The organism is Pseudomonas sp., from assembly GCF_048265905.1.
GTDB lineage: Bacteria > Pseudomonadota > Gammaproteobacteria > Pseudomonadales > Pseudomonadaceae > Aquipseudomonas.
On record NZ_JBLXAP010000004.1, the window covers coordinates 273692 to 296963 of the forward strand.

Genomic DNA, 23272 nt, shown 5'->3' on the forward strand with positions numbered 1-23272 from the left:
CCCTGAAGCCCGGCCGTGTGCTTGGTTTCAGCGGCCGCGCAACGGGTGATTACCATGTCTTTTGATCTCGCGAGTCGTTTGGCTGAGCGCCGCGCCGCACAGCTATATCGTCAGCGCCCGCTGCTTGAGTCGCCGCAAGGCCCGCAGGTTGTGGTGGACGGTCGCGAGCTGCTTGCATTTTGTTCCAATGATTACTTGGGTTTGGCTAGTCATCCGCAGGTAATTGAAGCCTGGCAGGCTGGTGCTTCGCGTTGGGGCGTCGGTGGCGGTGCTTCGCATTTGGTTATCGGCCACAGCACACCGCATCATCAGTTGGAAGAGGCGCTTGCCGAATTCACCGGGCGTCCGCGTGCGTTGCTGTTCACCACCGGCTATATGGCCAACCTTGGCGCGGTGACCGCTTTGGTCGGGCAGGGCGATACGGTGCTTGAAGACCGCCTCAACCATGCATCCCTGCTCGATGCCGGTTTGCTGAGCAATGCACGCTTTTCACGGTATCTGCACAACGATGCCAACAGCCTCGCGTGCCGCTTGGGCAAAGCCGTGGGCAATACCCTGGTGGTGACTGATGGCGTGTTCAGCATGGATGGCGATCAGGCCGATTTGCCAGCCTTGTGCGCCGAGGCAAAAAAACGCAGTGCCTGGGTCATGGTTGATGACGCTCACGGTTTTGGTCCGTTGGGGGCAACCGGTGGCGGTATTGTCGAGCAGCAGGGTCTGGGCATTGATGATGTGCAGGTGTTGGTCGGCACGCTAGGCAAGGCGTTCGGCACGTCCGGGGCGTTTGTGGCCGGTAGCGAAGAATTGATTGAGACGCTGGTGCAATTCGCTCGTCCATATATCTACACCACCAGCCAGCCACCCGCGCTGGCTTGCGCCACCTTGAAAAGCCTTGAGCTGTTGCGCAGCGAGCATTGGCGCCGGGAGCATCTCAATACGCTGATCAAGCAATTCCGTGATGGCGCACAAGCTCTTGGCTTGCAGTTGATGGACAGCTCAACGCCAATTCAGCCTATCGTTATTGGTGACAGTGGCCGCGCCATGCACGTGTCCCAGATGTTGCGTGAGCGCGGCATTCTGGTCACCGCGATACGCCCGCCAACGGTGCCTGCAGGTAGCGCCCGCTTGCGGGTTACCTTGTCGGCAGCGCATAGCACTGCTCAGGTGGATTTATTACTTGCTGCGCTGGCTGAGTGTGGCGTGGATGAGGAACAACTAAATGCGTAATCGCTTGGTGTTATTGCCGGGTTGGGGTTTAGGTACTGCGCCACTTGAACCGCTGGCTGAAGCGTTGCGTGGGCTTGATCCACATTTGCATGTGCAGGTTGAGCCGCTGCCTTTATTGGTCAGCAGCGAACTCGATGAATGGCTCGACGAACTCGACGCCAATTTGCCAGAAGATGCCTGGCTCGGCGGCTGGTCGCTCGGCGGAATGCTCGCGGCGGAGCTGGCAGCACGGCGTGCCGAAAAATGCCCGGGATTGATCACCCTGGCCAGCAATGCGAGCTTTGTTGCCAGCACTGACTGGCTCCATGCGATGGCCGAAGAGGCCTTTGATCTGTTTCGCCAAGGCTGCGCCCAGAATCCGACGATAACCCTTAAACGCTTTTCCGCCTTGTGCGCGCAAGGCGCTGCCGATCAACGTGGCATGGCGCGCTTGATGTTGGGCGGTGCCCCACACGAAAGTGGTGAACTGCTGCTGGCCAGCCTTGATTTGCTCGCGAGTCTGGATACCCGCGCTGCATTACAGGGCTTCGTCGGCCCGCAATTGCACCTCTATGCTGGGCAGGACTCGTTGGTTCCCGCTGAAGTGGCTGGCGATATATTGGCGATGTTGGGTGATGTTGAAGTGGGCTTGATTGATCAAGCCAGCCACGCATTCACACTTGAATGCCCGCACGAGCTTGCTGCCGCGATCCAAGGGTTTTTGCACGAGGCTGGCGATGATTGATTTGGCTGATGAGCAGCATTCGGGCTTGCCGGATAAGCGTCAGGTGGCCGCATCCTTTTCCCGTGCCGCAGCCAGTTATGACAGCGTTGCCGCGTTGCAGCGTGCGGTAGGTAATCAACTATTACAGCGTCTGCCAGCGACGGTTTCTCCTCTGCTTTGGCTTGATCTGGGCAGCGGTACAGGTCACTTCAGCCGGGCCTTGGCCAGTCGCTTTGGTGATGCGCAAGGTATTGCTCTGGATATCGCCGAAGGTATGTTGCAGCACGCCCGTCCGCTGGGCGGCGCCGAGCAGTTTATTGCCGGTGATGCTGAGCGCTTGCCATTGCGGGCTGAATCTTGCGGGCTGATTTTTTCTAGCCTGGCCCTGCAATGGTGTGATTCATTCAGTTCAGTATTGGCCGAGGCGCAGCGGGTGCTGCGTCCGGGCGGCACCTTTGCGTTCAGCAGTTTGTGTGTTGGAACCTTGCGCGAATTACGTGACAGCTGGCGTGCGGTGGACGGTTTTGTTCACGTTAACCGCTTTCGCCACTTTGAAGACTATCAAGCGCTGTGCGCCGCCAGTGGTTTACAGGTGGTGACACTGGATACCCAGCCAGAAGTTTTGTATTACCCAGACTTACGCAGTCTGACCCACGAGCTCAAAGCGCTGGGTGCACACAATCTCAATTCCGGCAGGCCGGTCGGTTTGACCGGGCGGGCGCGCATGCGTGCCCTGGTGCAAGCCTACGAGCGCGAGCGCCAAGCACAGGGTCTGCCTGCAACCTATCAAGTTGTATACGGTGTTTTACAAAAAAGGATTAGCCCATGAGCTGCGCGTTCTTCATCACGGGTACTGATACCGAGATCGGTAAGACTACCATTGCCGCGGGCCTGCTTTACGCAGCGAGAGAAGCGGGAATGTCGACTGCTGCGGCAAAGCCGGTTGCATCGGGTTGTGCGAAAACTGCAGAGGGGCTGCGCAATGAAGATGCGCTGGCTCTGCTTGAGCAGTGTTCAGTCGAGCTGACTTACCAAGAGGTCAACCCGCTGGCGTTTGCGCCCGCGATAGCGCCGCACTTGGCTGCGCGTGAGGCAGGCGTGGTGTTGAATGTCGAGAGGCTGCAGGAATCTGTGCAGGGCGTGCTGGATAAAGCTGCTGATTTCACGGTGGTTGAAGGCGCAGGCGGCTGGCGCGTGCCGCTGTCGGGCCAGGCGTCGATATCTGATTTGGTGGTAAGTTTGAAACTGCCAGTAATCATGGTGGTTGGGGTGCGCCTTGGGTGCATCAATCATGCGGTCCTTACTGCTGAAGCCATTGCTGCAGATGGCTTGGAGCTGGTCGGTTGGGTGGCCAACGTCATTGATCCAAAGACCTCGCGCCTGGAGGAGAACCTTGCCACTCTGGCTGAGCGCTTACCTGCGCCATGCTTGGGCTATGTGCCGCGATTGAAGTCAGCAACTGCAGCTGCGGTTGCTGCTTGTCTGGATATTAGTTTGCTGGGAATTGATGTTTGACTACGGTGCTATGGCAAAAAGCTATTATCGAATTGCAGGCATTTCTGTTTTAATAAAGGCCTTGTGCAACCCTGAGCTGGAGCGAAATAGATGAATGCCATATCGGGCAGCGCCTTTAACGCCGGTCTCGCGACAATCCAGTCGGGGCAGCAGCGTGTCGATCGAGCCGCTCAAGGCATCGCCAGTGGCGCGGCAACTCAGCCAGCCCGTACAGGGCAACAAGCTGAGGCGACCAATGCCACACAAGCAGGGACACCTGAAATCACCAACAATCTGATTGAATTGCGCCTTGGCCAGTATCAAGCCCAAGCCGGTGCGCGTGTACTCGAAACAGCAGATGCTGTACTTGGGACTTTGATCGATACCCGCGCCTGACCCCCGTTTTCACTCCTCAGTCTGACTGCTAAACCCCAACTACTCCAATCTCTGTGTTGTCGCAGCGCAATGTTTTTTGCGTTGCCTGCCAGCTATTGCCTGCAATATTTATCCGTCTTACTACTGCTCTGTGGTGCTATTTATTGATGGGTAAAGGCCGTGTCGCTCATTTAGCTGGCGCCTTCGCAGCCAGGTACGATTTAGACCAGCGGTAGTGTGCCGTCTGATTTCAAGGTGTTTCCGCCGATCACAAATAATTGTGGAAATGCTCAAGCATAAGGCTTTGAGCTGAGGACATGACATTGCGTACCGTTTGTCGGTGGCTCAAAGCACGCTTGACAATGAGTAGGCGTAAACGTATGTTTCAAACACCTGTTTGATTGTTGTTTTGTAGCAACCTTCAAGCATTCGGGAATTCCCGGTTCAAACAACTATTCGGTCACCCATACCGACCACCGCAGAGGTTATTAGCTATGCCTGATTACAAGGCCCCCTTGCGTGATATTCGTTTCGTACGTGACGAACTGCTCGGCTACGAAGCGCATTATCAGAGCCTGCCTGGCTGCGAAGATGCAACGCCAGACATGGTCAGTGCCATTCTTGAAGAAGGCGCCAAGTTTTGTGAGCAGGTGCTGTCTCCGTTGAACCGTGTGGGTGACATCGAAGGCTGTACCTGGAGCGAAGAGGGCGTCAAGACGCCGACTGGCTTTAAAGAAGCCTACAAACAGTACGTCGAAGGCGGCTGGCCAAGCCTGTCTCATGATGTAGACCACGGCGGCCAAGGCCTGCCTGAGTCGCTGGGTCTGGCTATCAGCGAAATGATCGGCACCTCCAACTGGTCGTGGGGCATGTACCCAGGTTTGTCGCACGGTGCGATGAACACCATCTCTGAGCACGGCACAGAAGAACAACAGCACACTTACCTGACCAAGCTGGTTACTGGTGAGTGGACTGGCACCATGTGCTTGACCGAGCCTCATTGTGGTACTGACCTTGGCATGCTGCGCACCAAGGCTGAGCCACAGGCTGACGGTTCTTACAAAGTTTCCGGCACCAAGATTTTCATCTCGGCTGGTGAACACGACATGGCCGATAACATCGTCCACATCGTGCTTGCACGTCTGCCAGATGCGCCAGCAGGTACTAAAGGTATTTCGCTGTTTATCGTGCCTAAGTTCATGCCGAACGCTGACGGCGGTATCGGTGAGCGCAACGCAGTGAGTTGTGGCTCGCTGGAGCACAAGATGGGCATCCACGGTAACGCGACCTGTGTGATGAACTTCGATGGCGCCACTGGTTACCTGATCGGCCCAGCCAATAAAGGCCTGAACTGTATGTTCACCTTTATGAACACTGCGCGTCTGGGTACTGCTCTGCAGGGCTTGGCTCACGCTGAAGCAGGTTTCCAGGGCGGTCTTAAGTACGCCCGTGAACGCTTGCAAATGCGCGCACTGACTGGCCCGAAAGCGCCGGACAAAGCAGCTGACCCGATCATCGTTCACCCTGACGTACGTCGCATGTTGTTGACCATGAAAGCGTTCGCCGAAGGCAACCGCGCAATGGTTTACTTCACTGCCAAGCAAGTCGATATCGTCAAGTACAGCCAGGACGCTGAAGAGAAGAAGCAAGCCGATGCGCTGCTGGCCTTCCTGACGCCGATTGCCAAAGCATTCATGACCGAAGTTGGCTTCGAAGCGGCTAACCACGGCGTGCAGATCTACGGCGGCCACGGCTTTATCGCCGAATGGGGCATGGAGCAGAACGTTCGCGACAGCCGTATTTCGATGTTGTACGAAGGCACCACCGGTATCCAGGCGCTCGATCTGTTGGGGCGCAAGGTGCTGATGACTCAGGGCGAAGCACTCAAGGGCTTCACCAAGATCGTGCACAAGTTCTGCCAGGCTAACGAAGGCAACGAAGCAATCTCTGAGTTCGTTGCGCCGCTGGCCAAGCTGAACAAAGAGTGGGCTGATGTGACCATGAAGGTCGGTATGGCTGCGATGAAAGATCGCGAAGAAGTCGGTGCAGCATCGGTTGATTACCTGATGTACAGCGGCTACGCCTGCCTGGCTTACTTCTGGGCTGATATCGCTCGTCTGGCCGCTGAGAAGCTGGCAGCTGGCACCAGCGAAGAAGCCTTCTACAAGGCCAAGTTGCAGACTGCGCGCTTCTACTTCGCACGTATTTTGCCGCGTACTCGCACTCACGTAGAAACAATGCTGTCGGGCGCTAACAACCTGATGGATATGGATGAAGAGAACTTTGCGCTGGGTTACTAAGTAGCCCGGACGCTAGCGTTCGACATTCATGGCGCCACTTAAACCGTTGGGTTAATCCAGCGTGGCCACCAAAACACCCTGCGCGGGCTTTGCCTACGCAGGGTGTTTTGTTTTTTGCAGGTCGTCAGCGGGTTGGGTGCGCGAACTCAATCGCGAGGCGCGCAGAATTTGAGTCAGGAGGCTTTTTTAGCTGGCGCTGCGGCCGAGCTTTGGAGGTGTGTAGGTATTGGGGGGCTTTGCCTACGCAAGCCGTTATGCGGATTCTCGTTTAACCAGATCATATTGCTCGTGGCCATCATCCCAACCCGCTTCCCAAGCCGCACTGAGCACTTCAGCTGTTTGCTGGAGCGGGGCCTTGGGCTGTCCGGTTAGGCCAGCCATATAGCCTTGTTGGTAGGCCTTGTTGAGATTCTCAAGGCTCCAATCCTGATGTTGTTCGGTTTGCGAGTCTGCCGCCATGAGAACTGCTCAATTAATTCGACTAGTGTCTATGCTAGCCGGGTTGAGCACCTATAACTGAGCCGCTGGTCTCGCCTTTTACTCCGCTGGTTGTTTTTGTGACGTGGGCCTCCATCTGCTGGCAGCTCTGTTTGCACAGCAGATGACCTAGTTAATTGCTCAACTTGATAGCGGCTGGTCGTGGCCAAGAATGCTGGCTTGGTAGGCGGAGACAAAAGTATCGAAGTCGCCTTGTTGATGACTTTCAATCTCTGCCTGCTCACGCAAAGACTGTGCGCTTGCCTGCTCAAGAGCTGCATTTTGCTCAGCACTTAATGGCTGGCTGTTGAAATAGTCGGCGTGCAGCTTGCTTTGGCGCAGAGAGAACTGGGCAAAGCTTTCGCCTTGTTGCAGGTGCTCCAGCACTTGTGCGGATGGCGTCAGCCTGACATCGGCAACTTTTTCACGTTGAGCTTGCAGTGCTTGGTTGTGCTCAACACCGCCATTGCTGTGGTCGAGCAGGTCGGCCATTTGCTGGATTTCGTCGAGCAGTTCATCGGCCCAGGTTTTGAGTTCGACTTGCTTGTCTGCACGTTGTAAATGCAGGCCAGGGCGGCGACCTTCCTTGACTACCTTGAGGAAGTTTTCAGTGCAGGCCATGCATTCGTCGCTTTCAAGCGCCGGGCTTTCCTGCAACGCGCAGTAAAGCAAAAACGCATCGAGGAACTGTGCTTGCTTAAGGTCGATACCCATCGGTAAGAACGGGTTGATATCCAGACAGCGTACTTCGATGTACTGCACGCCACGGGCAACCAGTGCCTGAATGGGCCGCTCACCGCTGTAGGTCACACGTTTAGGGCGAATGCTTGAGTAGTACTCGTTTTCAATCTGCAAAATGTTGGTGTTGAGTTGCAGCCAGTCGCCATTGGCGCTGCGCGTGCCGATTTCAACATAGGGCAGATAAGGTGTGCCAACCGCTTGGCGTAGGCTGTCGGTGTAGCTGGTGAGGTCGTTGTAGCAGGGGGTTAACTCTGCTTGGGCATTGCTTTGATAGCCCAGGTCGCTCATGCGTAAGCTGGTTGCGTAAGGCAGATACAGGGTGTCGGCATCGAGTTGCTGGAGCTTGTGCGCGCTGCCCCGCATAAAGCCAATGTCCAGCGCCGGAGAGGCACCGAACAGGTACATCAATAGCCAGCTGTAGCGGCGGAAATTGCGAATCATCGCGATGTAGCTGACTGACTGATAATCCCGCGCGCAGCGGTTGTTGAGGTCGAGGCTTTGCAGCAGCGGCCAAAGTTGATCGGGTAAAGAGAAGTTGTAATGGATGCCGGCAATGCACTGCATGGTCTTGCCGTAGCGCAGGGCCAAACCCTGGCGGTAAACGTACTTCAGCTTACCAATATGGGAATCGCCATATTGAGCGATCGGGATAACCTCTTCAGCTGGCAATGCGCAGGGCATTGACGGGCTCCACAGGTACTCGCCATCCAGCTTGCTATAGGTGTAGCGATGAGTTTGTTCCAGGCTCGCGAGGGTGCGTGCCGGGTCTGCTTCTGCTGGGGTGATGAACTCCAGCAGCGCCTCGGAATAATCGGTGGTGATCTGCGGGTGCGTCAAGGCAGAACCCAGTGCTTTGGGGTGTGGCGTCAGTGCAAGTTGGCCATCGCTATCAACCCGCAGGCACTCGCGCTCGATGCCATGCAGGCACTGAGTCAGCAGCGAAAGGTGGTTTGGCTCGCCAAGCAGTGCCACGCGGCGGGATAACAAATTGCTCAAAGTCGAATTCCTTCACCCATCAGTCGAGCCAATATGGGGGCACGCTGAACAGTCTGCAAGGGGGTGTCAGCAATTTGCCTGACCACAGCCTAGCGTTAAATTAAGTGGCCGATCATTGTCACGGTGACACCAATCAGGTTGCTGCGACAATGACCAGCTAGGCTGTTTATACAGCAGCATAGTTCACGGCCATTACACGCGAGCGAAGGTGCCTTGTGCTGTAGCGACTAATTTGTCGCCTTGATGCACCTGCGCTTCCACTACTAAAGTGCGGCGGCCAGCATGCAACACCTTAGCCACACAAGTCACCGAACCTTGGTCGATTGCGCGTATGTAATTGACCTTGCATTCGAGCGTAACGCTGCCCTGATCGAAGCCGTGGGCGCTGGAGCAGGCCAGTCCCATTGCAATATCAATCAATGAAAACAGCGCGCCGCCATGCAGCTTTTTGTGTCGATTGCGCAGTGGGTCGGTGAGCTCAAGGCGCACCTTGGCCACACCATCAGCCACGCTCAGCGGTTCTACGCCGAGCAGTTGGCTGAATGCGCTAGAGGTTAATTCCTCTGGCAGATCGGTCATTTTTTCTTCAACTGTTTGGCGTTGGCGAACAGCGATGCCATTGCATTGTTGACCGGTGCCGGTTTGTTTTCCGGGCGCGGGGCTGGCGTGTTGCTGCGCGAATTATTGCCGCGATTACCACTGCCACGTGGACCTTCAACCTTCTCGCCCGGGGTATCGCTCATGCGCATGCTCAGGGCAATCCGGTTGCGCGGAATGTCGACTTCCATGACTTTGACCTTGACCACTTCGCCGGCCTTGACCGCCTCGTGTGGGTCCTTGATGAATTTCTCTGAAAGCGCAGAGATATGCACCAAACCATCCTGATGCACGCCGATATCGACAAACGCACCGAAGTTGGTGACGTTGGTCACCACGCCTTCAAGAATCATCCCCAACTGCAAGTCATTGAGGGTTTCAACACCTTCCTGGAATTCCGCTGTCTTGAACTCTGGACGTGGGTCACGTCCCGGTTTTTCCAGTTCCTGAAGGATGTCGCCAATTGTGACGAGGCCGAAGGTTTCGTCGGTGTACTGTTTAGGATCAAGGCGCTTGAGGAAGCTGCTGTCACCAATCAGCGAGCGAATATCGCGATTGGTGTCTTTGGCAATACGTTGCACCAATGGATAGGTTTCCGGGTGAACGGCTGAGGCGTCCAGCGGGTTGTCGCCATTCATGATGCGCAGGAAGCCTGCTGCTTGTTCGAAGGTCTTGTCGCCCAGACGCGGCACTTTCTTCAGATCATCACGGGATTTGAATGCACCGTTGGCATCGCGGTGGGCAACGATATTCTGTGCCAAGGTGCTGTTGAGGCCGGAGATGCGTGCAAGCAGGGCGCTGGACGCGGTGTTCACATCTACGCCGACGGCGTTCACACAGTCTTCGACCACGGCGTCCAGACCGCGGGCCAGTTTCAGCTGGGACACGTCATGCTGGTATTGACCAACGCCAATGGATTTCGGATCAATTTTTACCAGTTCCGCCAGCGGGTCTTGCAGGCGACGGGCAATAGATACCGCGCCACGAATCGTCACGTCGAGATCAGGAAACTCTTTGGCCGCCAACTCTGACGCCGAATACACCGAGGCGCCAGCTTCGGAGACCATGACTTTGGTGGCTTTCAGGGCTGGATACTTTTTGATCAGCTCAATCGCCAGTTTGTCGCTTTCACGACTTGCGGTGCCATTGCCAATCGCAATCAGGTCAACCGAGTGCTTGGCGCACATTGCCGCCAGCACCGAGATAGTTTGATCCCACTGGTTCTTCGGTGCGTGTGGATAAACCGTAGCACTGTCGAGCAGCTTACCGGTGGCATCGACCACGGCGATTTTGCAGCCGGTACGCAAACCGGGGTCGAGGCCCAAGGTTGCCCGCGGGCCAGCCGGGGCGGCGAGCAGCAAGTCATTGAGGTTACGGGCGAATACTGAAATGGCTTCGTTTTCGGCGTTTTCACGCAGATCGCCGAGCAGGTCGGTTTCAAGGTGAGTATAGAGCTTGACCTTCCAGGTCCAACGTACCACTTCAGCCAGCCACTTATCGGCTGGACGCCCTTGATTGCTGATGCCGAAGCGTTCGGCAATCATGCCCTCGCACGGATGCATGGTGCCCGGCAGCTCGTCGCCGACTTTCAGGCTCGAGCTGAGGATGCCCTCATTGCGGCCACGGAAAATCGCCAGTGCCCGGTGTGAAGGCATGTTTTTGAGCTTTTCATCGTGCTCAAAGTAATCGCGGAATTTCGCACCTTCAGTTTCTTTGCCCGCAACCAGGCGTGCGCTGATGGTCGCGTTGTCGCTCATGAAGCTGCGCAGGCTGGCAAGCAAGGTGGCATCTTCAGCGAAGCGCTCCATGAGAATGTATTTGGCGCCTTCGAGCACTGCTTTGCTGTCGGCGAAGCCTTTTTCCGCATCGATAAAACGAGCCGCTTCGGTTTCAGGCGTCAGGCTCGGGTCGTTAAACAGCGCATCGGCCAACTCGCCGATACCTGCCTCCAAGGCGATCTGGCCCTTGGTGCGGCGCTTTTGTTTGTACGGCAGGTACAAATCTTCGAGGCGTGTTTTGGTGTCGGCAAGACTGATTTCGCGCTGCAACTCGGGGGTTAGCTTGCCTTGTTCTTCAATGCTGGCAAGAATGCTGGCGCGGCGATCATCCAGCTCACGCAGGTAGCGCAGGCGCTCTTCCAGGTTACGCAGCTGAGTGTCATCTAGACTGCCGGTGACTTCTTTACGGTAGCGAGAGATGAACGGTACGGTCGAGCCTTCATCGAGCAGCGCCACGGCGGCGGCAACCTGTTGTGGGCGTACGCCCAGTTCTTCGGCGATGCGGTTGTTGATGCTATCCATATATAAAAAACTACCCACACTGGATCGAAAAACCAGCCTCGCAAACAATTGGGCATCTGAAAATACTGCTCTGCAAGCCGGGTTTGCGGCCTGATCTTTTCAAATGTACCTTGCGGACTAGACACTAAAGCGGCGCATTATAAACACCGTAAAGGAGTGAGCTGGGACCGTTCGGGGAAAAATCTGCTAACAATGGCTCCGAGCAGGCAACATGGCATCTGGGCAATAATGCTGGTATTGGAGACTATTCAGCGTTTATGACGACATATGGGTTATAAATGGCTGGAACAGCTTCTCGGTCTAGGAGTTATACATGAGCGGCACTGCACCTGTTGTTGAAGGCGAAAAAATTCTGATTGTCGATGACGATGCCCGTCTTCGACGCTTGCTTGAGCGTTTCTTTGAAGAGCAAGGTTATCGCGTACGCGCGGTTGAAAACGTCGAGCAAATGGACCGGGTTTTAGCGCGCGAGCTATTCAGCTTGCTGGTGCTGGATCTGATGTTGCCAGGTGAAGACGGCCTTTCAGCGTGCCGCCGCTTGCGTGAATCGAACAATCAAATGCCAATCATCATGCTCACCGCCAAAGGTGACGAAGCCAGCCGTATTCAGGGCTTGGAGTTGGGGGCGGATGATTATCTGGCCAAACCCTTCAACCCACGGGAATTGCTGGCTCGGGTTAAAGCCGTGCTGCGCCGTCAGGCGCCAATCGTGCCGGGCGCACCGGGTAGCGAAGAGGCCAGCGTAACCTTTGGTGATTACGAGTTGTCTCTGGCGACCCGTGAGCTGAAAAAGGGCGAAGAAGTACACATGCTCACCACCGGTGAGTTTGCCGTGCTCAAGGCGCTGGTGCAGCACGCTCGTGAGCCATTGACTCGCGACAAGCTGATGAATCTGGCGCGTGGTCGTGAATGGGATGCGTTGGAGCGTTCGATCGACGTGCAGATTTCGCGTCTGCGCCGCTTGATCGAGCCCGATCCGTCCAAGCCACGTTATATCCAGACTGTCTGGGGCGTTGGTTATGTGTTTGTGCCGGACGGCAATAAATCCTGATCGGTTTCTGCCCCGCAGGCACGGGGCGCACAGAAGCCGCATAAAGGCTGGGCGCTACGGCGCCCAGTTGTTTTTTTACCTAGCTTAAAAGTGACTGATGAAAGCACCGCTGTGGTTCCCACAAAGTTTTTTCGCACGCACCTTGTGGCTGGTATTGGTCGTCGTACTGTTCTCCAAAGCCTTGACCCTGGTTTATCTGTTGATGAACGAGGATATGCTGGTCGACCGTCAATACAGCCATGGCGCCGCGCTGACGCTGCGTGCCTATTGGGCTGCTGATCCGGAAGACCGTGATCGCATCGCGCAAGCCGCCGACCTCAAGCAAGTGCCGCGCAAAGTGGTGCCAGCCAGCGAACAGCATTGGCCGTATAGCGAAATTTTCCAGCGCCAGATGCAATCCGAGTTGGGCCCAGAAACCGAAGTGCGAGTGCGAGCTAAAAGTCCTCCGGCCTTGTGGGTGCATGCTCCGACGCTGGGTGAAGGTTGGATTCGCGTACCGCTTTATCCACATCCATTGCGCAGCCAGCAAATCTGGAGCGTGCTCGGCTGGTTTTTGGGCATAGGGTTGCTCTCCACCGCTGCCGCATGGATTTTCGTTCGCCAGCTCAGTGCTCCGCTCAAAGGCTTGGTATTTGCCGCGCGGCAGTTGGGTAAAGGTCGCAGTGTGCGTTTGCCGGTCAGTGACACTCCGAATGAAATGATGGAGGTGTATCGCGCCTTCAACCAGATGGCCGAAGACGTGGAGCAAGCCGCCCGGGAGCGTGAGCTTATGCTCGCCGGGGTTTCCCATGACTTGCGCACGCCACTGACGCGCCTGCGTTTGTCATTGGAGTTTCTGCAGAACGATTCGGAACTGACCGATGACATGGTTCGTGATATCGAGGACATGGATGCAATCCTTGATCAGTTTCTGGCGTTTATTCGCGATGGTCGTGATGAACCTGTCGAGGCGCTTGATTTGCTGACGTTGGTGCGTGAAGTCGTGACGCCTTATAACCAGCATCAAGAAAGGGTTCGGCTATGCCTTGAGCCAATACCGGTGTTCCCGTTGCGCCGAATCTCGATCAAGCGGCTGTTGACCAACCTGATCGAAAACGCATTGCGTTACGGTGGCGATACCGCAGAGGTTGCCGTTTCGATGTCCGGCGATATGAGTGCGCCTTACGTGGTGTTGAGCGTGCTTGACCGTGGCGTAGGGATTGATCCGGCGGAGCTCAATAGCATCACCAATCCGTTTATTCGTGGCGATCGGGCACGCGGTGGTCAGGGTGCGGGGTTGGGCTTGGCTATCGTCAAACGTATTGCTGCGCTGCATGGCGGCAGTATTGAGTTGCGCAATCGTTCGGGTGGCGGGCTTGAGGCACGTGTATGTCTGCCTTTGGGCCTGCTGCTGCCTCGGGATGCAGTCTGACTTTCTGACGGCCATATAGGTGGACAGCGTGAAGCGTGTCCACCGACATGGTTGCTAGTTTGAATCAGCCTTTACCTTTGGTACGGGTCAGTCGCGGGCCGATGTTCTTTTCCAGGTGTTGAATGATGATCCCGGCGACATCTTTGCCGGTGGTCGATTCAATACCTTCAAGCCCCGGTGATGAGTTGACTTCCATAACCAGCGCGCCGTGATTGGAGCGCAAAATATCCACCCCGGCCACGCTGAGCCCCATGACTTTCGCAGCGCGAATCGCGGTCATGCGTTCTTCAGGGGTGATCTTGATCAAGCTGGCAGAACCGCCGCGGTGCAGGTTGGAGCGAAACTCACCCGGTTTGGCCTGACGCTTCATCGCCGCAATAACTTTGTCACCGACCACAAAGCAGCGAATATCCGCACCACCCGCTTCTTTGATGTATTCCTGGACCATGATGTCCTGTTTAAGGCTCATAAAGGCCTCAATCACCGACTCAGCGGCTTTTTCCGTTTCGCACAGCACTACGCCGATCCCTTGGGTGCCTTCGAGCACCTTGATCACCAATGGCGCGCCATTGACCATGTGGATCAAGTCCGGGATGTCATCAGGCGAGTGCGCAAAACCGGTGACTGGCAGGCCAATACCACGGCGTGACAGTAATTGCAGTGAGCGCAGTTTGTCGCGTGAGCGAGCAATAGCCACCGACTCATTAAGTGGCACCACACCCATCATTTCGAACTGGCGCAGTACGGCGCAGCCGTAGAACGTCACTGAGGCGCCGATCCGAGGGATAACCGCATCAAAACCTTCAAGCGGCGCGCCACGGTAGTGAATTTGTGGTTTATGACTGGCGATGTTCATATAGGCACGCAAGGTGTCGATGACCACCATTTCGTGGCCTCGTTGCTGACCAGCCTCGACCAAGCGACGGGTTGAATAAAGTCGCGGATTACGCGACAGCACAGCGATTTTCATTGAGCACCCGAGAGGTCGTTAAGCGAAGGTTTGTCTTGTACGTAGGTGAGCGCTGGGTTGACCACGAGCTGGCCTGCAATCAGCGCTTTGGAGCCAAGTAATACGCGGTAGCGCATTGTTTTACGGCACGCTAGGGTAAATTCTATTGGCCACGACCGATCACCGAGCGACAGATGGGTACGGATTACGTACCGGTTTTGCGCCTGGCCATTAGAGCTTTTAATGCGTTTAACTGCTACCAGTGGTGCTTCGCAGCGGTGTCGGCTTTGTACCAGGGTGCCGATGTGTGCAGTGAAGCGTACCCAGTCTTCACCGTCGCGCTCGAAGGGTTGAATATCCGAGGCATGCAGGCTTGAGGTGCTGGCACCGGTGTCAATTTTAGCGCGGATGCCGATCATGCCCAGATCAGGGAGGTTGATCCACTCGCGCAAACCGACCACGTTTAGTTGGTCAAATGTTTTCAATAGGGCTGATCCGTAATAATTTCCGCAATTCTAGACAACTGCATCAGGCAATATTCACCCAGTAATAGAGTAATAATGAACAATAAAGATGACGATAAAGTCCGCTTGGACAAATGGCTCTGGGCGGCGCGCTTTTTCAAGACCCGGGCACTGGCCAAAGCGGCCATTGAAGGTGGCAAGGTCCATCATCGCGGTGAACGCTGCAAACCTGGCAAAGAGCCCAAAGTTGGCGATGAGCTGGTTATTCGCATTGGCTTTGATGAACGCACAATTATAGTTCAGGCATTGTCTGTAGTGCGTCGCGGAGCGCCTGAAGCGCAAACTTTGTACAGCGAAACCCCAGACAGTATTGAACGCCGCGAACAGGCTGCTGCGCAACGTAAAGCGGGTGCTTTAGGCATGCAGACCGATGGCCGGCCAAGCAAAAAACAGCGCCGTCAGATCCATCAGTTTCGCGGTAATCAGGATGACTGAAGCGGCAAAATATACGGGTTTGCAGTTTTTTGTCGGCAGCGATAGATAAGAGGCGCTTGGTCAGCTCGCAATTTGCGCCTAAAATCCACGGCCCGGTCACTTTTTGTGAAGTAGGCATGTCTGATTCTACCCAGCGCTTTTTGTTTGACGATACCGATATACGCGGTGAAATGGTCAGCCTGACTGACACCTACAGCCACGTCCTGGCTAAGCACCCATACCCGCAGCCCGTCGCCCAGTTGCTCGGTGAACTGCTGGCCGCGGCCTCGCTGTTAATCGGTACATTAAAGTTCGATGGCTTGCTTATTCTGCAGGCCCGTTCATCTGGCGCAGTGCCGTTGTTGATGGTCGAGTGTTCCAGCGCTGGCGAGTTGCGTGGCATCGCCCGCTACGATGAAGCCTTGATCGCCGCCGATGCCGGATTGCGCGAGCTGATGCCGGAAGGCATGTTGGCGATGACCATCGATCCAGCCAAGGGCCAGCGTTATCAAGGTATTGTCGCCTTGGAAGGCGATACTCTGGCTGACTGTTTCTCGAATTACTTTGCGACCTCTGAGCAGTTGCCGACCCGTTTTTGGCTGAGTGCAGACGGTCAACGTGCTCGCGGCCTGCTGCTGCAACAATTGCCTGCTGACCGGATTAAAGACGCCGAGGGCCGTGAAGCCAGCTGGCAGCACATCTCGACGCTGGCCAATACGCTGAAAACCGAGGAACTGCTGGGTCTGGATAATGAGACCGTGCTGCATCGCCTGTATCACGAGGAGCCTTTGCGGGTATTTGAGCCGCGGGCTTTACAGTTCCGTTGCAGTTGCTCGCGTGAACGCTCAGCCAATGCGCTGGTCAGTTTAGGTCAGGACGACGCCGTTGAGTTGCTTGATGAACATAACGGCAACGTGGTTATTGACTGTCAATTCTGTAATCAGCGTTATTCATTTGACGCAACAGATGTCGCTCAATTGTTTGCCGGTGGTGGTAGTCAGTCACCGTCTGATACTCGCCACTAAGGAGCATTCTGAAAAGTCATTGTGCAGGTCGTTGCGCCTTGCATGCCCGTCGTTTGTTACCTGTTTCAGAGGGCGCATGCGGCGGCGAACACTAACGATGCGTTAATTTAGTCTGATCAGAGGCTGCACTTTTCAGTTTCTTTTCTGGCATAATCCGGCGCACTTTTTTCTATGTAGTAGCGTGTACGCCTTACTACAACACGCACGAAGGAATCGGCCAGCCGGCCGACGGGGACTCACATGACGCAAGCCAAAAACGCCGTGTATACCGACATCAGCGCCGCCCAACTGGTTGAAGAGGCTCTGCGTCGCAGCGAAGGCGAATTAGCCGACAACGGTTCTCTGGTCGTTCGTACTGGTCATCGTACCGGCCGCTCGCCTGCTGATCGTTATATCGTTCAAGAGCCTACCACTGAGTCGAAAATTGCCTGGGGCGCAATCAACCGCCCGTTCCCAGCTGACAAATTCGACGCCCTGTGGGATCGCGTTCAAGCGTTCTCCGACGCTCAAGACAGCTTCGTATCACACGTTCACGTAGGTTCGGCTGACGCCCACTACCTGCCAGTCAAAATGACGACTCAGACTGCTTGGCAGAACCTGTTTGGTCGTTGCCTGTTCATTAATCCTGAACAGTACAACCCAGCCGGTCGTGATGAGTGGCAAGTCCTTAACGTGGCTAACTTCGAGTGCGTGCCAGAGCGTGACGGCACTAACTCCGATGGTTGCGTGATTCTTAACTTCGCCGCCAAGAAAGTCCTGATCGCAGGCATGCGTTACGCAGGCGAAATGAAGAAAGCCATGTTCTCGGTGCAGAATTTCTTGCTCCCGGAAGCTGACGTGTTGCCAATGCACTGTGCGGCAAACATCGGTGAAGAAGGCGACGTAACCTTGTTCTTCGGCCTGTCGGGCACAGGTAAAACCACTTTGTCGGCCGATGAAAGCCGTTACCTGATTGGTGACGACGAGCACGGCTGGGGCAAAGGCGTGGTGTTCAACATTGAAGGCGGTTGCTACGCCAAGTGCATCGACTTGTCCGAGAAGAACGAGCCGGTCATCTGGAAAGCCATTCAGTTTGGCGCCGTACTGGAAAACGTCGTACTCGACGAAAACCGTACGCCTAACTACGCCGATGACAACCTGACGCAGAACAGCCGTGCAGCCTACCCGCTGGAATTGATCGAGAAGCGCTCCGAGAAAAACCTCGGTGGCGAGCCTAACGCTGTAATCTTCCTGACTTGCGACCTGACTGGCGTATTGCCGCCAGTGTCGATCCTTAACGAAGAGCAGGCGGCTTACCACTTCTTGTCGGGTTACACCGCGCTGGTGGGTTCGACTGAAATGGGTTCCGGCGGCGGTATCAAGTCGACGTTCTCGACCTGCTTCGGTGCTCCGTTCTTCCCGCGTCCAGCAGGTGAATACGCTGAACTGCTGATCAAGCGCATTCAGGGCTTCGGTTCCAAGGTTTACCTGGTTAACACCGGTTGGACTGGCGGCGGCTACGGCGTCGGCAAGCGTTTCAACATCCCGACTACCCGTGGTGTCATCGCAGCGATCCAGAGCGGCGCGCTGATCGGCACTGAAACTGAGCATTTGCCGATCATCAACCTGAGCGTGCCTAAGTCGGTACCCGGTGTTGAAACCAACTTGCTCAACCCACGTAACACCTGGGCTGATCAAAACGCCTACGATGAGGCCGCGAAAGGCTTGGCCAAGTTGTTCGTCGATAACTTCGCCAAGTTCGACGTGTCGGATGCAATCCGCAACGCAGGTCCTCAGCTTTAACAGGCCTATGAAAAGGCTGCGAACATCTTGGTGAGCCTTTCAGGCTGATTCAGGTGATCACTCAACACCCCGCGCTAGCTCTGCTTTCGCGGGGCGTTTTGTTTTGTGCGGCAAAAAGCCAAGCGTTTAGAAACCCTCTGATTATGGCAACGCATTCATCGAGGTGAGGTTGATTGCTCAGCACTGAATGTCGCAGTAGCGTGGAGTGATTATTACGCGCCCCGCGCGCCTGCTGATGGAGAGCGAACATGCCTGAATACAAAGCGCCAATGCGCGACATGCGTTTTTTGGTCGACGAAGTTTTTGATTTCCATACAAGCTACGCAGCGCTAGGCGCGACCGATGCCTCACCGGATATGGTCAGTGCGATTCTCGAAGAGGGCGCAAAGTTTTGCGAACAGGTTTTGGCGCCTATCAATCGCTCCGGTGATGAACAAGAATGCCAGTTCGATAATGGGGTGGTGACCACGCCTGAGGGGTTCAAGGAAGCCTTCGCCCTCTATGTCGAAGGTGGCTGGAATGGTTTGGCAGCAGATCCAAACTATGGCGGACAGGGCTTGCCGCACTCGCTGGGGCTGATGATCAGTGAGATGGTTGGTGCCAGTAACACCTCGTGGGGCATGTATCCGGGTCTGACACATGGCGCCATGTCAGCGATTCATGCCCACGGCAGCGAGACACAAAAACAGACGTATTTGACCAAACTCACCGAAGGCACCTGGACCGGCACCATGTGCCTGACTGAAGCGCATTGCGGTACGGATCTGGGCATCATCAAGACCCGCGCTGTGCCGCAAGCGGACGGTAGCTACGCATTAACCGGCAGCAAGATTTTCATCTCTGCCGGTGAGCACGACATGAGTGAGAATATCGTCCATCTGGTGCTGGCCAAGCTGCCGGATGCGCCCGCGGGCACCAAAGGTATTTCTCTGTTTATCGTGCCCAAGTTTCTCCCGGACCCAACCACGGGCGAGGCGGGTGAGCGCAACGGCGTGTCATGCGGCTCCATTGAACACAAAATGGGAATCAAGGCCTCGGCCACTTGCGTGATCAACTTTGATAACGCAAGTGGCTTCTTGATTGGCGAGCAGAACAAAGGTCTCAACTGCATGTTCACAATGATGAACCATGCGCGTTTGGGCACCGGCATGCAGGGCCTGTGCCTGGGTGAGGCCAGTTTCCAAGGCGCGATCAAATACGCCAATGATCGCTTGCAGATGCGTTCGCTCACCGGGCCCAAAGCACCGGAGAAGGCCGCTGACCCAATCATCGTTCATCCCGATGTCCGCCGTATGTTGCTGACCATGAAAGCCTTCAACCAAGGCAACCGGGCGCTAGCCTATTTCACTGCGCAACTGCTCGATCAAGCACATCGTGCACCGAGCGCAGAGGCGCGAGAAGAAGCTGAAAACCTATTGGCCTTCCTTACCCCAATCTGTAAAGCCTTTATGACAGAGACCGGCCTTGAGGTCACAAACCATGGCATGCAGGTGTTTGGCGGCCACGGTTTTATTCGCGAATGGGGCATGGAGCAGTTGGTGCGTGATTGCCGTATTGCGCCGATCTACGAGGGCACCAATGGTATTCAGGCGCTGGATCTGCTCGGTCGCAAGGTGTTGGGCAGCCAAGGCAAGCTGCTGCGCGGTTTCACCAAGATTGTGCATAAGTTCTGCGAGTCGCAAGCCGCTAACCCGCAGTTCGATGCTTATGTCAGCCAATTGGCGGGCTTGAACAAACAATGGGGCGAGTTGACCCAGCAGATTGGCATGGCTGCAATGAAAAATCCGGATGAAGTCGGTGCTGCATCCATGGATTACCTGATGTTCTCGGGTTACGTCATCCTTGCCTATTTGTGGCTACGCATGGCTTTGGTTGCTTCAGAAAAACTCGCTGCCGGCAGTGGCGATGCCGAGTTTTATCAAGCCAAGCTGGCAACCTGCGAGTTTTACTTCAAGCGCTTGCTGCCTCGTACCGCTGCTCACCTCGCCGCAGCTCAGGCAGGCAGTGATTGCATGATGAGCATGAGCGCTGAAAGCCTCGCATTCTGACCAGCGGTCGGCTGGCCAAGACCCGCCAATTGGCGGGTCTTTTTATTTCAATAATATGCAAACTCTTTGTGAATTACTGGTCACAACCCGACCCTATGTGTCGTTAATGTTGTTCGGTTACACTCGAAAGTCTGTAGCGAATCTGTATCCAAGTTTTGAGGAATGACCCATGGCGGACTACAAAGCTCCCCTGCGCGATATGCGTTTTGTGCTTAACGAAGTATTTGAAGTATCCAAGCTGTGGGCTGAGCTGCCAGCGTTGGCTGAAGTGGTTGATGAAGAAACCGCTAATGCAATTCTTGAAGAAGCAGGCAAAGTCACTGCCGGTATTATCGCTCCGCTCAACCGTAGCGGCGACGAAGAAGGCTGCACCTGGAGCAACGGCGCAGTGAAGACCCCGGATGGTTTCCCACAGGCCTATAAAACCTACGCCGAAGGCGGTTGGGTGGGTGTAGGTGGCGATGCCATGTTCGGCGGTATGGGCATGCCGAAAGTGATCTCGGCGCAGGTCGAAGAAATGGTCAACTCGGCCAACCTGTCGTTCGGGCTGTACCCTATGTTGACTGCTGGCGCGTGCTTGTCGATCAACGCGCACGCCAGCGAAGAACTCAAAGAAAAGTACCTGCCAAACATGTATGCCGGTACTTGGGCGGGTTCGATGTGCCTGACTGAGCCGCACGCTGGTACTGACCTGGGCATCATTCGCACCAAGGCCGAGTCACAGGCTGATGGCAGCTACAAAGTCAGCGGCACCAAGATATTTATCACCGGCGGCGAACACGACCTGACCGAGAACATTATCCATCTGGTGCTGGCCAAGCTGCCTGATGCCCCAGCAGGGCCGAAAGGTATTTCGCTGTTCCTGGTGCCGAAGTTCATGGTTAACGCCGACGGCTCGCTGGGCGAGGCCAACAGTCTTTCGTGCGGCTCGATCGAACACAAGATGGGCATCAAAGGTTCAGCCACCTGCGTGATGAACTTTGATGGCGCGACTGGTTACATTATCGACGCACCAAACCGTGGCCTGGCGGCAATGTTCACCATGATGAACTACGAGCGTCTGGGTGTGGGTATCCAGGGCTTGTCGACCGGTGAGCGCTCTTACCAAAGCGCAATTGAATATGCGCGTGAGCGTATTCAGAGCCGTGCACCAACGGGCCCGGTTGCAACGGATAAAGCCGCTGACCCAATTATCGTGCACCCCGATGTGCGGCGCATGCTGTTGACCATGAAGTCCTTGAACGAAGGCGGTCGTGCATTCTCCAGCTACGTGGCCATGCAACTCGATACAGCCAAGTTCAGTGAAGAACCGGCTACGCGCAAACGCGCTGAAGAGCTGGTTGCGCTGCTGACACCTGTGGCTAAAGCCTTCCTCACCGATGTTGGGCTGGAAACCACAATCCACGGCCAGCAAATTTTCGGCGGCCATGGTTTTATTCGGGAGTGGGGCCAGGAGCAGTTGGTTCGCGACTGCCGGATCACCCAGATCTACGAAGGCACCAATGGTATTCAGGCGCTTGATCTGGTCGGTCGTAAGGTCATTGGCAGCGGAGGGGCTTTCTATAAGCACTTCGCTGACGAGATCAAAGCCTTTACCGATTCGGCTGATGCTTCGCTGTCTGAGTTCGTTGAGCCACTCAAAGGTGCAATCAGCATTCTTGAACAGATGACGGCAGACTTGCTGGAACGCGCTAAAACTAATCCGAATGAAATTGGTGCGGCGTCGGTCGAGTACCTGCACGCCTTCGGCTACACCGCATACGCTTACATGTGGGCGCTGATGGCACGCACGGCACTGGCTAAGCAAGGTGATGATGACTTCTATGCGAGCAAGCTCGGCACTGCGCGCTTCTACTTTGCCCGTATTTTGCCGCGCATCCACTCCTTGAGTGCTTCCGTCAAAGCCGGTAGTGAAAGTCTGTACCTGCTCGACGCTGCGCAATTCTAAGCAGTCGCTTCAGGCAACTAAAAACCCGCTTCGGCGGGTTTTTTAGTGCTGTGAAAAAATCAGTTATTGTTGATGCGCTCAGCGAGTGATGGGTCGTCAATGAAACTATTACGAATACCTTGGGTAATCCCCCCATTTTTAGTTCTCGCCAGAAGTAGAGGTTAGGCCGCTAGGGCCAGCTTCTGTTTGGGGGTGATACCTCCCAGCGCCATATTTGGCCGTTCGTGATTGTATGTCCAGACCCAGCGAGTTGCATGCTCCTGCACTTCAGTAATTGATTCGAACAAGTAATGCCCGAGCCAGTCGTAACGCACCGTGCGGTTGTACCGTTCGACATAGGCGTTCTGCTGCGGATTGCCGGGCTGAATATGTTCCAAGCGGATTCCGTGCTTTTCGGCCCAGAGGACTAGCTTGCCACTGATGTACTCCGGCCCGTTATCGCTGCGAATCGCCTGTGGCTTGCCGCGCCACTCGATGACTTGATCCAGTGCGCGCACGATGCGTTCTGTCGGCAGTGATAAGTCGATATCCATGGCCAGGGCTTCACGGTTAAAGTCGTCAATCAAATTGAACAGGCGGAAACTACGGCCGTCGGCCAGTTGGTCGTGCATGAAATCCATCGACCAGCAGTGATTGATTGCTTCTGGCACTGCCAGCGGTTCGGGCTTCTCCCGCACGATGCGTTTGCGCGGCTTGATTCGCAGATTCAGCTCCAGCTCTCGATAGATCCGATACACCCGCTTGTGATTCCAGCGGTAGCCTTTCACGTTGCGTAGGTACAGGAAGCACAGGCCAAAACCCCAGTTGCGCTGATTGTGCGTAAGCCGGATCAGGTGGTCGGCAATCTCGGAATTTTCCGCAGACAGCAGTGGCTGATAGCGGTAGCACGTCGTGCTGATGCCAAACGATA

The 23272-nt window shown here is 55.5% G+C and carries 20 protein-coding genes; 13 read left to right on the plus strand and 7 right to left on the minus strand.

Annotation, left to right across the window (positions count from 1 at the left end; genetic code table 11):
• Nucleotides 1–54 precede the first annotated feature (54 nt).
• From bioF to ACN0UH_RS08620, 6 genes are all read left to right on the plus strand, one after another.
• Complete coding sequence (bioF, locus tag ACN0UH_RS08595) at nt 55–1227, plus strand: 8-amino-7-oxononanoate synthase (RefSeq protein ID WP_417661661.1); 1173 nt, start codon at nt 55–57, stop codon at nt 1225–1227.
• The gene (locus ACN0UH_RS08600) at nt 1220–1951 is read left to right on the plus strand and encodes an alpha/beta fold hydrolase (protein ID WP_417661662.1); all 732 of its coding nucleotides are present in this window, start codon (nt 1220–1222) and stop codon (nt 1949–1951) included. The genes bioF and ACN0UH_RS08600 overlap by 8 nt, the downstream gene beginning before the upstream one ends.
• Nucleotides 1944–2759, plus strand: a complete 816-nt coding sequence (bioC, locus tag ACN0UH_RS08605) for a malonyl-ACP O-methyltransferase BioC (RefSeq protein WP_417661663.1) — start codon at nt 1944–1946, stop codon at nt 2757–2759. The genes ACN0UH_RS08600 and bioC overlap by 8 nt, the downstream gene beginning before the upstream one ends.
• Nucleotides 2756–3445: a dethiobiotin synthase gene (bioD, locus tag ACN0UH_RS08610; RefSeq protein WP_417661664.1), complete on the plus strand. Its 690-nt coding sequence runs from the start codon at nt 2756–2758 to the stop codon at nt 3443–3445. Before bioC ends, bioD begins: the two co-directional genes overlap by 4 nt.
• Before the next feature lie 90 nt (nt 3446–3535).
• A complete protein-coding gene (locus ACN0UH_RS08615; protein ID WP_417661665.1) occupies nt 3536–3820 on the plus strand; it encodes a hypothetical protein in 285 nt (94 codons plus the stop codon).
• 473 nt (nt 3821–4293) lie between these two features.
• Entirely contained in the window at nt 4294–6099 is a 1806-nt protein-coding gene (locus tag ACN0UH_RS08620; protein WP_417661666.1) for a phenylacyl-CoA dehydrogenase, read from the plus strand.
• Nucleotides 6100–6351: 252 nt separating this feature from the next.
• Here the strand turns inward: ACN0UH_RS08620 and rmf are convergent, their stop codons facing one another.
• The 4 genes from rmf to ACN0UH_RS08640 form a co-directional block, all read right to left on the minus strand.
• Nucleotides 6352–6558 carry a ribosome modulation factor gene (gene rmf / locus ACN0UH_RS08625; RefSeq protein WP_417661667.1) on the minus strand — a complete coding sequence of 69 codons (207 nt, stop codon included), beginning with the start codon at nt 6556–6558 and terminating at the stop codon, nt 6352–6354.
• Between the two features lie 159 nt (nt 6559–6717).
• Nucleotides 6718–8313 carry a glutamate--cysteine ligase gene (gene gshA, locus ACN0UH_RS08630; protein WP_417661668.1) on the minus strand — a complete coding sequence of 532 codons (1596 nt, stop codon included), beginning with the start codon at nt 8311–8313 and terminating at the stop codon, nt 6718–6720.
• A gap of 192 nt (nt 8314–8505) precedes the next feature.
• On the minus strand, nt 8506–8892 hold the full coding sequence (locus ACN0UH_RS08635; RefSeq protein WP_417661669.1) for a PaaI family thioesterase: 387 nt from the start codon (nt 8890–8892) through the stop codon (nt 8506–8508).
• Nucleotides 8889–11210 (minus strand): Tex family protein, encoded by a 2322-nt coding sequence (locus tag ACN0UH_RS08640; RefSeq protein ID WP_417661670.1) that lies wholly within the window; start codon nt 11208–11210, stop codon nt 8889–8891. Before ACN0UH_RS08640 ends, ACN0UH_RS08635 begins: the two co-directional genes overlap by 4 nt.
• Before the next feature lie 313 nt (nt 11211–11523).
• Between ACN0UH_RS08640 and ompR the strand changes: the two genes are divergently transcribed.
• Both ompR and ACN0UH_RS08650 read left to right on the plus strand, forming a co-directional pair.
• Nucleotides 11524–12261 carry a two-component system response regulator OmpR gene (gene ompR, locus ACN0UH_RS08645; RefSeq protein WP_087515399.1) on the plus strand — a complete coding sequence of 246 codons (738 nt, stop codon included), beginning with the start codon at nt 11524–11526 and terminating at the stop codon, nt 12259–12261.
• Between the two features lie 97 nt (nt 12262–12358).
• Nucleotides 12359–13672, plus strand: coding sequence for an ATP-binding protein (locus ACN0UH_RS08650; protein WP_417661671.1), 1314 nt, complete (start codon nt 12359–12361; stop codon nt 13670–13672).
• Between the two features lie 64 nt (nt 13673–13736).
• Here the strand turns inward: ACN0UH_RS08650 and rimK are convergent, their stop codons facing one another.
• Together rimK and ACN0UH_RS08660 are read right to left on the minus strand one after the other, a co-directional pair.
• On the minus strand, nt 13737–14642 hold the full coding sequence (rimK, locus tag ACN0UH_RS08655) for a 30S ribosomal protein S6--L-glutamate ligase (protein WP_417661672.1): 906 nt from the start codon (nt 14640–14642) through the stop codon (nt 13737–13739).
• Entirely contained in the window at nt 14639–15073 is a 435-nt protein-coding gene (locus tag ACN0UH_RS08660; protein WP_417661691.1) for an ATP-dependent zinc protease, read from the minus strand. Before ACN0UH_RS08660 ends, rimK begins: the two co-directional genes overlap by 4 nt.
• A 108-nt stretch (nt 15074–15181) precedes the next feature.
• Between ACN0UH_RS08660 and ACN0UH_RS08665 the strand changes: the two genes are divergently transcribed.
• The 5 genes from ACN0UH_RS08665 (at nt 15182) to ACN0UH_RS08685 (ending at nt 22362) form a co-directional block, all read left to right on the plus strand.
• Nucleotides 15182–15580 (plus strand): RNA-binding S4 domain-containing protein, encoded by a 399-nt coding sequence (locus ACN0UH_RS08665; protein WP_417661673.1) that lies wholly within the window; start codon nt 15182–15184, stop codon nt 15578–15580.
• 116 nt (nt 15581–15696) lie between these two features.
• Nucleotides 15697–16584, plus strand: coding sequence for an Hsp33 family molecular chaperone HslO (gene hslO, locus ACN0UH_RS08670; protein ID WP_417661674.1), 888 nt, complete (start codon nt 15697–15699; stop codon nt 16582–16584).
• 240 nt (nt 16585–16824) lie between these two features.
• Nucleotides 16825–18366, plus strand: a complete 1542-nt coding sequence (locus ACN0UH_RS08675; protein ID WP_417661675.1) for a phosphoenolpyruvate carboxykinase — start codon at nt 16825–16827, stop codon at nt 18364–18366.
• Nucleotides 18367–18614: 248 nt separating this feature from the next.
• On the plus strand, nt 18615–20414 hold the full coding sequence (locus tag ACN0UH_RS08680; protein ID WP_417661676.1) for an acyl-CoA dehydrogenase C-terminal domain-containing protein: 1800 nt from the start codon (nt 18615–18617) through the stop codon (nt 20412–20414).
• A 169-nt stretch (nt 20415–20583) separates the two neighbouring features.
• Nucleotides 20584–22362 carry an acyl-CoA dehydrogenase C-terminal domain-containing protein gene (locus ACN0UH_RS08685; protein ID WP_417661677.1) on the plus strand — a complete coding sequence of 593 codons (1779 nt, stop codon included), beginning with the start codon at nt 20584–20586 and terminating at the stop codon, nt 22360–22362.
• A 161-nt stretch (nt 22363–22523) separates the two neighbouring features.
• Here the strand turns inward: ACN0UH_RS08685 and ACN0UH_RS08690 are convergent.
• On the minus strand, nt 22524–23272 hold a 749-nt coding region (locus ACN0UH_RS08690), incomplete at its 5' end, for an IS3 family transposase (RefSeq protein WP_417661678.1).

Coding starts and splice junctions, on each gene's coding strand:
- rimK (WP_417661672.1), bottom strand. CDS start 14,642: ATGAAAATCGCTGTGCTGTCGCGTAATCCGCGACTTTATTCAACCCGT.
- bioF (WP_417661661.1), top strand. CDS start 55: ATGTCTTTTGATCTCGCGAGTCGTTTGGCTGAGCGCCGCGCCGCACAG.
- ACN0UH_RS08615 (WP_417661665.1), top strand. CDS start 3,536: ATGAATGCCATATCGGGCAGCGCCTTTAACGCCGGTCTCGCGACAATC.
- ACN0UH_RS08650 (WP_417661671.1), top strand. CDS start 12,359: ATGAAAGCACCGCTGTGGTTCCCACAAAGTTTTTTCGCACGCACCTTG.
- ACN0UH_RS08620 (WP_417661666.1), top strand. CDS start 4,294: ATGCCTGATTACAAGGCCCCCTTGCGTGATATTCGTTTCGTACGTGAC.
- ACN0UH_RS08600 (WP_417661662.1), top strand. CDS start 1,220: ATGCGTAATCGCTTGGTGTTATTGCCGGGTTGGGGTTTAGGTACTGCG.
- ACN0UH_RS08640 (WP_417661670.1), bottom strand. CDS start 11,210: ATGGATAGCATCAACAACCGCATCGCCGAAGAACTGGGCGTACGCCCA.
- bioC (WP_417661663.1), top strand. CDS start 1,944: ATGATTGATTTGGCTGATGAGCAGCATTCGGGCTTGCCGGATAAGCGT.
- bioD (WP_417661664.1), top strand. CDS start 2,756: ATGAGCTGCGCGTTCTTCATCACGGGTACTGATACCGAGATCGGTAAG.
- ACN0UH_RS08635 (WP_417661669.1), bottom strand. CDS start 8,892: ATGACCGATCTGCCAGAGGAATTAACCTCTAGCGCATTCAGCCAACTG.
- hslO (WP_417661674.1), top strand. CDS start 15,697: ATGTCTGATTCTACCCAGCGCTTTTTGTTTGACGATACCGATATACGC.
- ACN0UH_RS08675 (WP_417661675.1), top strand. CDS start 16,825: ATGACGCAAGCCAAAAACGCCGTGTATACCGACATCAGCGCCGCCCAA.
- ACN0UH_RS08680 (WP_417661676.1), top strand. CDS start 18,615: ATGCCTGAATACAAAGCGCCAATGCGCGACATGCGTTTTTTGGTCGAC.
- ompR (WP_087515399.1), top strand. CDS start 11,524: ATGAGCGGCACTGCACCTGTTGTTGAAGGCGAAAAAATTCTGATTGTC.
- rmf (WP_417661667.1), bottom strand. CDS start 6,558: ATGGCGGCAGACTCGCAAACCGAACAACATCAGGATTGGAGCCTTGAG.
- ACN0UH_RS08685 (WP_417661677.1), top strand. CDS start 20,584: ATGGCGGACTACAAAGCTCCCCTGCGCGATATGCGTTTTGTGCTTAAC.
- ACN0UH_RS08665 (WP_417661673.1), top strand. CDS start 15,182: ATGAACAATAAAGATGACGATAAAGTCCGCTTGGACAAATGGCTCTGG.